Annotated in this window: 8 protein-coding genes; 1 reads left to right on the top strand and 7 read right to left on the bottom strand. The window is 70.8% G+C overall.

Annotated features, from left to right (window positions below; translation table 11 throughout):
• Positions 1-86: 86 nt before the first annotated feature.
• From ACFWAR_RS06550 to ACFWAR_RS06530, 5 genes are all read right to left on the bottom strand, one after another.
• Positions 87-1025: an anti-sigma factor family protein gene (locus ACFWAR_RS06550; protein WP_385773729.1), complete on the bottom strand. Its 939-nt coding sequence runs from the start codon at positions 1023-1025 to the stop codon at positions 87-89.
• A complete protein-coding gene (gene sigM, locus ACFWAR_RS06545; RefSeq protein ID WP_385773727.1) occupies positions 1022-1717 on the bottom strand; it encodes an RNA polymerase sigma factor SigM in 696 nt (231 codons plus the stop codon). The genes ACFWAR_RS06550 and sigM overlap by 4 nt, the downstream gene beginning before the upstream one ends.
• A 26-nt stretch (positions 1718-1743) precedes the next feature.
• Complete coding sequence (locus ACFWAR_RS06540) at positions 1744-3480, bottom strand: protein kinase family protein (RefSeq protein ID WP_385773725.1); 1737 nt, start codon at positions 3478-3480, stop codon at positions 1744-1746.
• Between the two features lie 117 nt (positions 3481-3597).
• Positions 3598-5772 carry a murein biosynthesis integral membrane protein MurJ gene (gene murJ, locus ACFWAR_RS06535; protein ID WP_385773723.1) on the bottom strand — a complete coding sequence of 725 codons (2175 nt, stop codon included), beginning with the start codon at positions 5770-5772 and terminating at the stop codon, positions 3598-3600.
• Positions 5773-5818: 46 nt separating this feature from the next.
• Positions 5819-8098 (bottom strand): DUF6049 family protein, encoded by a 2280-nt coding sequence (locus ACFWAR_RS06530; protein ID WP_385773721.1) that lies wholly within the window; start codon positions 8096-8098, stop codon positions 5819-5821.
• A gap of 184 nt (positions 8099-8282) precedes the next feature.
• Here ACFWAR_RS06530 and ACFWAR_RS06525 point away from each other — a divergent pair, with 184 nt between their 5' ends.
• Positions 8283-9725, top strand: coding sequence for a CCA tRNA nucleotidyltransferase (locus ACFWAR_RS06525; RefSeq protein ID WP_385773719.1), 1443 nt, complete (start codon positions 8283-8285; stop codon positions 9723-9725).
• A 68-nt stretch (positions 9726-9793) separates the two neighbouring features.
• Here the strand turns inward: ACFWAR_RS06525 and ACFWAR_RS06520 are convergent, their stop codons facing one another.
• Positions 9794-11062 carry an MFS transporter gene (locus tag ACFWAR_RS06520; RefSeq protein ID WP_385773717.1) on the bottom strand — a complete coding sequence of 423 codons (1269 nt, stop codon included), beginning with the start codon at positions 11060-11062 and terminating at the stop codon, positions 9794-9796.
• Positions 11063-11178: 116 nt separating this feature from the next.
• Positions 11179-12261 carry an inositol-3-phosphate synthase gene (locus tag ACFWAR_RS06515; RefSeq protein WP_385773715.1) on the bottom strand — a complete coding sequence of 361 codons (1083 nt, stop codon included), beginning with the start codon at positions 12259-12261 and terminating at the stop codon, positions 11179-11181.
• Between the last annotated feature and the right edge of the window lie 48 nt (positions 12262-12309).

Below are 12309 nucleotides of genomic sequence, written 5' to 3'. Positions count from 1 at the left end.
CGGGGGGCCGGTGCGGACTCTCACCCCACCCAACGGATCCTACGGCGCGAGCATTCCCGAGTTGTCCCCGTGGCGTCCGTGACGGTTCAGCGTCGCGGGTAGGTACTGGTCAGCAGCACCTTTCCGGGACCGGCTCCGGGGGTGTCCGCGCAGCCGGATTCGACGAGGTAGGCGTCCACCCGGGCGGTGTCGCCGGAGTGCGGCAGCACGACCAGGTAGACCGGTGTGCCCTGATAGCTGCCCCGCCCGCTCGCGAGCGGCGCATCCGGTCGGCCGGTGCCCTCCTGGACGCACTGCGGCAGCGCATCGGCGGTCCGGCGGTCCTGGGGGGCGACCGCGCCGTCGGGGGCGACGTTCTGGAGCCCGGGGCTCCGCTGCGTCTGGGTGGCCTGCCCCGCGCCGTCCGCGGCCGTGAGTAGCTGCTGGACGGTGGAGCGCAGGTTCTGGGCGGAGTACTCCCCCGACGTCTTCGGCTCGGCCAGGGTGCTGGCCGCGTCCGTGCGGGCGCGGTCCCCCGAAGGAGAGTCCGGCAGCGCGGTGAACAGGAAGACCCCGAGGGCGCAGGCGGCTGCTGTGACCAGGCCCGTCACCACGACGAACCGCCTGCGGGCCCGGCGGCGCCCGGGGCCGGTGGACCCGCCGGGACGGCCTTCTGGGGCACGGGTGGCGGGAGGTGTTTCACGTGAAACGTCGGCCCCGGAGCGGTGGCCGGGGGTCGAGAGGGGCTGTGGGGCGGGAGCGCGGGAATCGAGGAGCGCTTCCGCGGCGAGCGCCGCGTCGATGCGGCCCGCGATGCCCACGGGCATGCGCGGCGGCCCGGGCAGGGTGCCGAGCAGGGAGCGGATCTCTTCCAGGGACGCGCGGACGTCGGCGCACAGGGCGCAGTCGGCCAGGTGTCGCCGTACCTCGGACGTTCGTGAGGGAGACAGCAGGCCCTCGGCGAGGTCGGAGATCTCCGAGACGTCCGGGTGTCGGATCGTGCCGGTCGTATCGGTCGCACCGGTCGCACCGGTCGGCGGGTTCATGCTCGTCCACCTCCGCCCTTCACCGAATCTGGGTCTGGATGCCTTGGGTCTGCCGCTGGTGGGACGGATGTCCCCTGCGTCCGGTTCCTTCCCCGCTCAGCGGGGGTGTTATCCCCGGGATCGGCGCGCAGATGAGTGAGTAGGGGGACGAGTTTTGCCCGGCCGCGGGCGCACCGGCTCTTCACGGTCCCGGTGGGGACGTCGAGGATCCGGGCGGCTTCGGCCACGGGATAGCCCTGCATGTCGACCAGGACCAGGGCGGCCCGCTGCTCGGCGGGCAGGGTGGCCAGGGCGGCCAGGAGCTGCCGGTGGAGGTCGTGGCGCTCGGCGGGGGCCTCGGCGGACTCGTGGGGCTCCAGGAGCCGCTCCAGGCGGTCCGTGTCGTCGAGGGGCGCCGTCTTGCGCGAGGCGGCCTTGCGGGCCCGGTCGAGGCAGGCGTTGACGGTGATCCGGTGCAGCCAGGTGGTGACGGCCGATTCGCCGCGGAAGGTGTGAGCGGCCCGGTAGGCGGAGACGAGGGCGTCCTGGACGGCGTCGGCGGCGTCCTCGCGGTCGCCGAGCGTACGCAGGGCCACCGCCCACAGCCGGTCGCGGTGGCGCCGCACGAGTTCACCGAACGCGTCGGGGTCTCCGGCGGCGTGCAGCGCCAGGAGTTCCTGGTCACTACGACCACCGGGTGCGGCGTCGTCCAACGGTGAGCCCCTCCCCTGCCGCGGCCTCAGCCGGAGAACTTCACGTCCGTCACGCCCTGCTTGTAGCCCTCGCCGCTGTACTGGTCGACACCGGACATGGGCATGGCCGTGAACCAGACGAGGACGTAGCGCGTCTTGACGGGCTTCTCCGCCGTCAGGGTCAGGCTGGTCTCCGAGGTGGTGCCCGCGGTGATCTTCTTCATGGAGCCGACCTGGGTCGACGAGGACATGGAGTCGGCCGCGTAGAGCGTGGCCGTGGTGTGGTCACCCGCGTAGCGCAGCCCTATCGAGGCGGCGGAGACCTCTTGTTCGGATCCGAGGTCGTAGATGATCCCGACGCCCGCCTTGTAGTGGGCCTTCATCTCGGGGCCGTCGACGAAGCTCCTGGTGTGCCAGTAGCTGGAGGCGTCCCCGTCGTAGGTGTTGGGGACTCCCGCCGTGTCCTGGGCCTTGCCGTCCGGGTAGTACTCCTGCGCGGCCTTGATCGCGATGGGGGCGGGGGTCTTCTTCGCCGGGGTGTCGTCGCCCTTGGGCTGCGGGGTCTGGTGCTCCCCGGTGCTGCCCTGGTTGCCCCGCAGGAGGGTGTCGGCCAGCTGCCAGCTGCCCAACCCGAGCGCGGCGATGAGCAGCGCGGCGACACCCCACTTCAGGGCGCGGCCGGTGCGGCTCTGGAGCGGGGGCGGCGGGGGGAGGGGAGCCAGCGGCGTGGCCGTGGTGACCCCGTTGTGCGTCGCCGGGCGGCCGTAACTGCCCTGCTGGTAGGTCGTGTGCTGGTACTCGGGCGGAGCGGTGAAAGCGGGCTCGGGCGGCCGGATGCGGGGCATCGCGGCGACGGCCTTGGCCAACTCCTCCGGGGTGGTGCAGGCGGGTTCCTGGCGGGAGGCCGTGGCCCCGTCGTTGGCGAGCGCCCGCATGGCGAGTTCGCCGAGCCCGCGGTGGACGCCGGCGCGGACCTGGTCCGGGGCGATCAGGCCGACGCCCTTGGGCAGGCCGGTGAGGCCGTAGGCGTCGCTCTCGTAGGGCCAGCGCTGGGTGAGGGAGGCGTAGAGCAGCGCGCCGATCGCCTCGGTGTCCGCACGCTGCGGGGTCTCGCTGGTGATGCCGCGCAGCGCGGCGTTCACGGCGAGGCCGCGGATGCGGTACTGGCCGGTGGAGGTGCGCAGTATGGCGCTCGGGGTGAGCCGCAGATGGGCCAGCCCCTCGCGGTGCGCCGCCGTCATGGCCTGGGAGATCTGGCTGACGAGCTGGTAGGCCTCGTGGGGCTCCAGCGGGCCCGCGGCCAGCAGGGCCGTCAGTTCGGTGGCGTCGGGCAGCCATTCGTGGACGACGTAGACGAGGTCGTTCTCCTCCACGGCGTCGAGGACCTGGACGAACCGGGGGTCGCCGAGCAGGGCGGAGGAGCGGGCGGCGGCCAGGACCGAACGGGCCCTGGGGTGGTCGGCGGGCAGCAGGTGGACGCCCACGGCACGGCGCAGCTTCTCGTCCATCGCACGCCAGCTGCTGAATCCGTCCAGACGGGTGACGCACTCCTCGAGCCGGTAGCGCCGGGCGAGCTTGTGGCCGCTGTGCAGCTCGGGGGCGGCGGTGGGCGCGGTGGCCTTCGCCTTCTTGGGTTCGCCGTCCGATTCGGGCATGGGTCCGTCCGCGGCTCGTCCGTCCTGGATCTCAGCCCCGTCGGCCGTGGCCTTGGCCGCCTCGGCGGCCGGCGGCTCTTCGCCGCTGTTGTCGGCCACGTCGACGGCAGCCGTGCTACGTTCCGCCACCGTCGTTCCTGCCTCCCCATCCGTTACGCGCTGTCGGCCAGTCTGCGAAGCCATGCCAATTGTGCCCACAGTCCGACGCTATGCACGACACGCTAGGGGGGCCGATGGTTGTGCGCATCAGCGCCCCAGACGTCCGCGCACCATTCCGACCATGGCGTTGAGTTCCTCGATCCGCATGCGCTTGGCCGCGACGAGGAATACGGCCGCCAGAGCGATGCCACCGGCGACGAGGGAGGCCAGGGAACCGGTCACTCCGCTGCCGAGCAGTCGGGTGATGCCGAAGGCCACGCCGCCTCCCACGACGGCCGCGGGGAAACAGGCTCCGGCGAGGCGGGCGTAGGTCCGCATCACGTGCGCGCCGTCCAGGTCCCCGCCCAGGCGGGTGCGCAGGCGGCGCCAGGCCACGCCGACCCCGACCGCGTAGCCGAGCCCGTAGGCGGCGGCCATGCCGACCACGGCCCAGCGCGCGGGCAGGACCAGGAACGCGGCGACCGAGACCGCCGCGTTGACGCCCGCGACGATGCAGGTGTTGTAGAAGGGGGTGCGGGTGTCCTCGTAGGCGTAGAAGCCGCGCAGGACGACGTACTGCACCGAGTAGGGGATCAGCCCGAGGCCGAAGGCCATCAGCACGTAGCCGATGTTCTGCGCGCCGGCGCCGGAGCCCGCGTAGAGCAGGGTGGCCATCGGCACGCCGAGGGCGAGGAACGCGAAGGCGCAGGGGACGATCGCGACGGCCGAGGTGCGCAGCCCGTAGGAGATGTCGTCGCGGACCGCGGCGACGTCCCCGTCATGGGCCGAACGGGAGATCCGGGGCAGGACCGCCGTCATGACGGACACGGTGATGATGGCCTGCGGCATCTGCCACAGCAGCAGCGCGTAGTTGTAGGCGGTGATGCCGGTACCGGGGTGGCCCTGCTTCTCGGCGACCGAACCGGCCCAGGTGGCCAGCTGGGTGACGACGACCAGACCGACCTGGTTGGCGAGGACGAAGAAGAACGTCCACTTGGCCAGCCCGGCGGCCTTGCCCAGGCCGTGGCCCTTCCAGTCGAAGCGCAGCTTCGGCTTGAAGCCCGCGTCCCGCAGGTAGGGCAGCATCGCCAGGGCCTGGACGGTGAGGCCCAGCAGGGTGCCCAGGCCCAGCAGTCGGACGCCGTCGCCGGTGACGGTGGCGGCGTTGACGCCCGAGGTGGTGAAGCCGCCGAAGGCCCAGATGAAGGCGCCGAAGGTGGCGATGACGACGATGTTGTTGAGGACGGGGGTCCACATCATCGCGCCGAACCGGCCGCGGGCGTTGAGGATCTGGCCGAGGACCACGTGCACGCCCATGAAGAACATGGTCGGCAGGCAGTAGCGGGCGAAGGCGACCGCGACGTCCATCTGCTCCGGGTTCGAAGCGATCTTCGGGGACATCATCGTGATGAACAGGGGCGCGGCGAGCACACAGACCGTGGTGATGCCCGCGAGCAGGACCACGACGAGGGTCAGCAGCCGGTTGGCGTAGGCCTCTCCCCCGTCGTCGTCGTTCTTCATGGCCCGCACGAGCTGCGGGATGAAGACCGCGTTGAGGGCGCCGCCGCCGACGAGGACGTAGATCATCGTCGGCAGGGTGTTGGCGATCTGATAGGTGTCGTTGAAGGTGCCGACACCGATCGCACCGGCGATGACCAGGGTGCGCAGGAACCCGGTGAGCCGCGAGACGATCGTGCCCGCCGCCATGAGCGCGCTGGACTTGAGCAGGCTCGAGGCGCGCCCGGCGGGCTTGCTGGGCGCGGGGGCGGCGACCGGGGGTTCCTCGGTCGCGGTGCGGGGGGCCGCCTGCTGGTCCCGGTACAGGTGCGCGAAGGCGTCCGGTTCCGGCTGCTGGTCGGTGGCCTGGGTGACGAGCGAGTCGACGCCGACGAACTGCGTGGTGGTCGCGTGGTCGCCGTACGGCATGTGGCGGGAGGGGCCGTCCGGCTCGGGCGGCGGGGTCTGGGCCCAGACGCGCGGGTCCGGGGCGTAGGCGGGGGCCGCCGGGGCCGCGTAGAGCGGACCGGGCTCCTGGTAGGTGCCGGGAGGCGGCGGCGGGTGCGCGGCGCGGTCGTAGAGGACCTCGGCCACCGGATCCTGCGCCGACAGGTCCTGCGACCGGTACGGGTCGTAGCCGTAGGCGTCCTGGACATACGGGTCGTGCTCCGGCGCGGCGGCAGGCGGAGGTACCTGCCCCGGTACCGGCGTGCCCGGGGCAGTGCCCTGGGCGGGCGCGGGACCGCCGGCGCCCTGCCCGCGGTCACCGTCGTACGGCGCGTTCATCGAAACCCCACCTCATCGTCCCCAGGCCGACCGGCCACGGCGTCGCTCAACGGTCCACTGTCTCACCCGTGCCGGACCCGCTGGTGCTTTGCGGTCCGGTGTCCGGGGTCTCGTCACTCTGCTGCGTGCTCTCTTCGGCAGCGGCGCGCGCGGCGACGCGCTTGCGACTGGCGTACATCTTGATGCCTGCCACGACGAGGAGGAGCACCCCGCCCGCGATGACGAGCATGACAGTGGGAGTGATCTCCGTTGCCTCCACGGTGAACCTGCGCTCCTTGCCGTACGGAACGCCGTCCCGGGTGTAGAGCTGGGCGGTGACCTCGACGGGACCACTGGCGGTCGCGTTGGCGTTGAACTTCAAGGTCTGGCTGTGCTCGGCCTGGACGTTGACGTCCTTCTCGGCCTCGCCGTCCTCGCCGAACATCAGGCGGGTGGGGTTGGCGGACTTCAGCCGCAGGACCAGCCCGCGGACGTCCTGAACGAGGCTGTTCTGGATCGTGACGGGGATCGTCGCGCTGTGCCCCGACAGGGTGGCGTCCGATTTGGGGACCAGCTGGACCTGCTCGGTCAGACCGATCAGGTACTGCTGGACGCCGTCGCGGTAGAGCGCGGCCTCCTCCGGGCGACCGCGCCAGGAGGAGGACATCTCCCGGTTGGTGGTGTTGCCGAAGGGGATCTCGACCCGGTCCGGGGCCGAGAGGATCACCTTGAAGTGGTCGAGGGTGTTCTGGGTGGTGCGGATCTTCTCGAACGCGGACAGCGGGAGCTCCTGCTTGCGCAGGCCCTCGGGGTACTGCCCGGCGCCCGGCACCTGCGTGGCGGCGCCGGGGTCCGGCTTGGCGGCCGCGGCCGCCTCCAGGTCCTGGGGCTGGCTCCAGCGGCCCGGCTGGAGACCGCGCAGGGCCGCCGCCATCGTCTGGACCTGGCTGGCGGAGGGCATCCGCTGCGGGGCGACGACGAAACTGCGCTGCTCGTCGGTGCCCTGCTGGTTCAGTACGAGGCTCTGGGCGAGGAACTGCTGGATCGCGAGGACGGAGTTCCCGGCGTTCAGCATGTCGCCCTCGAAGGCGGTGGACAGCCGTGCGTCGGCGACCACGGCGGTGGCCCCGGCCCCGATCGGGCGGGCGGCCGAGGGGACGTGGCCGAGGCCGGCGTTCTCCTGGAAGCTGTCGCTGCGGGTGAGGACGTTGTGGGCGCCGGCCGAGGTGGCGACATTGACGATCGACGGGTCGATGGCGCCGTCCACGGGCCAGGAGAAGTCGGTGGACGGGGTGACGTGCAGGACGGTCTCCACCGCCTGCTTCGCCTTGTCGGTGGCGGGGCGCAGCTGGCCCAGGGTGCCCGAGACGTCCTTGCCGCGGTGTGCGAGCGAGGCGAGGTCCGGATCGGCGAAGGGCAGGGCGACGACCTTCTTGCCCTGCACGGCCGTTTCCAGGGCGCTCAGCCAGTGCTCGGCGACGGCCTTGTTCTTCCCCGGCACCGGCTTTCCACCGGGGACCCGGATCCGGTAGCCCTTGGTCATCGCGTCGACCGTGTACAGCAGGTCCGGGTCGATGACCCAGGTGATCGGCAGGTCCTTGCCGAGCGAGACCATCTGCTCCAGCCGTCCTCCGGGCCGCAGCTCGTCGGAGAGGCTGTCGTCCTCGAAGACGGGGGTCTGCAGTTCGTCGGAACCGGTCTCGGCCGTGAGGTGGACCCGGGAGATCAGCGGCCACACGTAGCTGAGCTGGGCGCGCTTCGCGGCGGCTTCGGGCTGCCAGGGCAGGACCGTGCGCTGGATGCCGAGCACCTGCTCGGTGGGCCGGCTCTCGCTCTCCCCCGACACGGAGACGCCGATCTGGTAGACGCCGTCCTTGTCGAGCCCCAGCTTGTCGACGGGGATCTTCAGGGTGAAGGGCTGGCTGTTCTTCGCGGGCAGGGCGGAGAGCTTCGCGGCGAAGGAGCCGTCGATCTCCGCGGGATCGCTGCCGGACCGGTAGCCGGTCTGCTCCGCGGCATCGCCGATCGCGTCGCGATCGCTCAGCACCGGCCCGACCCGCAGGCCGACGTGCGCCTCGGTGATCGTCTCGCGACTGTTGTTGGTCACGGTGCCGGAGATGGTGAGGGTGTCGCCCTTCACCGGCGCGCTCGGCGTCAGGGCGTCCAGCTGGACGTCGACCGCCGAGGCGGCGGAGGCGGCGTTCTCGGTGGCCTGCGCGGATGGGGCGGGGGCGTAGACGAGTGCGGCGAGAACCGGAGTCCCGGTGAGCATGACGATCGCGCGCCGCAGCCAGCGGCGCCTGACAGGGGCAGGTGCCGTCCCCTGGATGTCTGCCGCCTCGGCCACGCGCCCGCCCGTCCTCGAAGTGTCAGTGGTCGTCGTTTATGCGTCCACGCATGGTAACGAGGCCCGCTGTGCGCGAGTGCCGCGCCTTGCTCCACATGATCGGGGCCGCCGGGCGGGGGCGTCGCGTCAGGGTGCCCGATAAGAAGGGAGCCCCGGCCGGGCGGGGCACGTACCCTTTTCTGTTGTGCCGAACGCCAACGAAGACAACCCCAGTGCCCTGAGTCAGGTGCAGCACCGCGCGGTCAGTGAACTGCTGCGGGTCGCTCCTGTCGCCGATGATCTCGGCCGCCGTTTCCAGGAGGCGGGCTTCAGCCTCGCGCTGGTCGGCGGGTCCGTTCGCGACGCGCTGCTCGGGCGCCTCGGCAACGACCTCGACTTCACCACCGATGCCCGGCCCGAGGACGTGCTGAGGATCGTCCGACCGTGGGCGGACTCCGTCTGGGACGTCGGCATCGCCTTCGGGACGGTCGGGGCGAACAAGGGCGGCTTCCAGATCGAGGTGACGACCTACCGGTCCGAGGCCTACGACCGCTCCTCGCGCAAGCCCGAGGTGTCCTACGGCGACTCGATCGAGCAGGACCTGGTCCGGCGCGACTTCACCGTCAACGCCATGGCGCTGGCCCTCCCGCAGCAGCGGTTCATCGATCCGCACGGCGGTCTGGAAGACCTGGCGGCCCGTGTCCTGCGGACCCCGGGCACTCCCGAGGAGTCCTTCTCCGACGACCCGCTGCGCATGATGCGCGCCGCACGGTTCGCCGCGCAGCTGGACTTCGAGGTCGCCCCCGAGGTCGTCGCGGCGATGACGGCGATGTCCGACCGGATCGAGATCGTCTCGGCGGAGCGGGTGCAGGCGGAGCTGAACAAGCTGCTGCTCTCGGACCGGCCCCGCACGGGGCTGGGCCTGCTCGTGGACACGGGCCTGGCGGAGCGGGTGCTGCCCGAGCTGCCCGCGCTGCGCCTGGAGAGCGATGAGCACCACCGGCACAAGGACGTGTACGAGCACTCCCTGATCGTGCTGGAGCAGGCGATCGATCTGGAGGAGGACGGCCCCGACCTGGTGCTCCGGCTGTCCGCCCTGCTGCACGACATCGGCAAGCCCCGCACCCGCCGCTTCGAGAGCGACGGGCGGGTCTCCTTCCACCACCACGAGATGGTGGGAGCGAAGATGACCAAGAAGCGCATGACGGCGCTGAAGTACTCCAACGACATGGTCAAGGACGTCTCCCGGCTGGTGGAGCTGCACCTGCGCTTCCACGGCTACGGGGCGGGCGAGTGGACGGACTCCGCGGTCCGCCGGTACGTGCGGGACGCGGGTCCGCTGCTGTCGCGGCTGCACAAGCTGACCCGTTCGGACTGCACCACGCGCAACAAGCGCAAGGCCAAGGCGCTCTCCCACACCTACGACGGCCTGGAGGCGCGGATCGCGCAGCTCCAGGAGCAGGAGGAGCTGGACTCGATCCGGCCCGACCTGGACGGCAACGAGATCATGCGGGTCCTGGACGTCGGCCCGGGTCCGGTGATCGGGAAGGCCTACGCCTTCCTGCTGGAGCTGCGGCTCGAGAACGGCCCGATGGAGCGGGAGGCCGCGATCGCGGCCCTCAAGGAGTGGTGGGCGACCCAGAGCTGAGGCCGTCCCGCGTCGATGTTTCACGTGAAACATCGACGCGGGGTGCGCGACGGGTCAGGGGCGATGTTTCACGTGAAACGTCGCCCCTGCCGGATGAGCAAGGCGGCGGTCAGGGCGTAGAGGACGGCCACGCCCAGGATCAGCGGGACGGACTTGCCGTCGAGGGGAAGCACCAGCGAGGCCATGGCGGCCGCTCCGACGAAGGCGACGTTGAAGAGCACGTCGTAGACGGAGAAGATCCGGCCGCGAAAACCGTCGTCCACCTGTGACTGCACGACGGTGTCGGTGGCGATCTTCGCTCCCTGGGTGGCCATTCCCAGGACGAAGGCGGCGGCCAGCATCGGCTCGGGCGCGAAGAAGAGACCCAGACCCGGCACCAGAACGGCCGCCGTCGCCGCGCAGAGCGTGATCCAGCCCCGGGTGCCGAGCCGCCCCACCAACCAGGGCGTGATGACGGCCGCCACGAAGAACCCGGCCCCCGACACCCCGACCGCGATCCCCAACAGGGCGAGCCCGTCCGACTCGTTGTCCGACCAGGCGTAGCGGCACAGGGTCAGCAGGGTCACCGTCAGCGCCCCGTAGCAGAAGCGCATCAAGGTCATGGCGGTGAGCGCCTGGGCGGCGTCACGGCGCTCGTACAGGTGCCTCAGGCCCTGGGCCATGCCCCGCACCGTCAGAGCGATCCCTTCGGCCACCGAGGGGTACTGCCGTGCGGGGGTGTGGTCGGGGCCGAGGAGCCGGACGTCGAGCCGGAGCGAGACGAGCGCCGCGCACAGGTAGAACGCGGCGCCGAGCAGGACGATGACGGCATTGGACTCGGCCGCGAGCAGGCGCACCAGGAAGGCCAGTCCCCCGCCCAGGGTGGCCGCGAGGGTTCCGGCGGTCGGGGAGAGGGCGTTCGCGGTCACGAGTTGGTCGGCCCCGACGACCCGGGGCAGCGAAGCGGAGAGCCCGGCCAGGACGAAGCGGTTGACGGCGGTCACCGAGAGCGCCGAGGCGTAGAACAGCCAGTCGGGCACCTGCGCGACGATCAGCATCCCGGTGCCGCAGGCCAGGAAGGCGCGCAGCAGGTTGCCGTAGAGGAACACCTGGCGGCGCGGCCAACGGTCCAGCAGCACTCCGGCGAAGGGGCCGATCGCCGAGTAGGGCAGCAACAGGACGGCCATGGCCGAGGCGATGGCCACGGGCGAGGCCTGCTTCTCCGGGGAGAACACCACGTAGGTGGCGAGCGCGACCTGGTAGACGCCGTCGGCGGCCTGGGACAGGAGCCGCACCGAGAGCAGGTTGCGGAAGTCCCTCAGGCGCAGGAGTACGCGCAGATCACCTACGACAGGCATGTGGGCAAGCGTCACATACGCCGAGGGTCCCCGGGCGGATTGCCCGGGGACCCTCGGCGGAAGAACAGTCGAAGTCCAAGTGCTGGAAGCCCTTGGCGCGTCGTGCTGTGTCCTGTTTAGCGCTCGACCTCGCCCTTGATGAACTTCTCGACGTTGGCGAGGGCCTCGTCGTCGAAGTACTGGACCGGCGGGGACTTCATGAAGTAGCTCGAAGCCGACAGGATCGGGCCACCGATGCCGCGGTCCTTGGCGATCTTCGCGGCGCGCACGGCGTCGATGATGACACCGGCGGAGTTCGGGGAGTCCCACACCTCGAGCTTGTACTCGAGGTTCAGCGGAACGTCACCGAAGGCGCGACCCTCGAGGCGGACGTACGCCCACTTGCGGTCGTCGAGCCACGCGACGTAGTCGGACGGACCGATGTGGACGTTCTTCTCGCCCAGCTCGCGGTCGGGGATCTGCGAGGTGACGGCCTGCGTCTTCGAGATCTTCTTCGACTCGAGGCGGTCGCGCTCCAGCATGTTCTTGAAGTCCATGTTGCCGCCGACGTTGAGCTGCATGGTGCGCTCAAGACGGACACCGCGGTCCTCGAACAGCTTCGCCATCACGCGGTGCGTGATGGTGGCGCCGACCTGCGACTTGATGTCGTCGCCGACGATCGGGACGCCCGCCTCGGTGAACTTGTCAGCCCACTCCTTGGTGCCGGCGATGAAGACCGGAAGGGCGTTGACGAAGGCGACCTTCGCGTCGATGGCGCACTGCGCGTAGAACTTCGCAGCGGCTTCGGAGCCGACGGGCAGGTAGCAGACCAGAACGTCGACCTGCTTGTCCTTGAGGACCTGGACGATGTCGACCGGAGCCTCGGCGGACTCCTCGATCGTCATCCGGTAGTACTTGCCCAGGCCGTCCAGGGTGTGGCCGCGCTGAACGGTCACGCCCTTGTTGGGGACGTCGCAGATCTTGATCGTGTTGTTCTCGCTGGCGCCGATGGCGTCCGAAAGGTCGAGGCCGACCTTCTTCGCGTCAACGTCGAAGGCGGCAACGAACTCAACGTCGCGGACGTGGTAGTCGCCGAACTGGACGTGCATCAGGCCGGGGACCTTGGTCGCCGGGTCGGCGTCCTTGTAGTACTCGACGCCCTGCACCAGCGAGGCGGCGCAGTTGCCTACGCCGACGATGGCTACGCGAACCGAACCCATTCCGGTTGCTCCCTGTTTGTTCTCGGACGAGGCCTGCGAATGCAGGGC

Source organism: Streptomyces sp. NPDC059917, assembly GCF_042730635.1.
Lineage (GTDB): Bacteria > Actinomycetota > Actinomycetes > Streptomycetales > Streptomycetaceae > Streptomyces.
The sequence above is the reverse complement of the archived record's forward strand: the minus strand, read 5'-3'. Positions and strand labels throughout refer to the sequence as shown.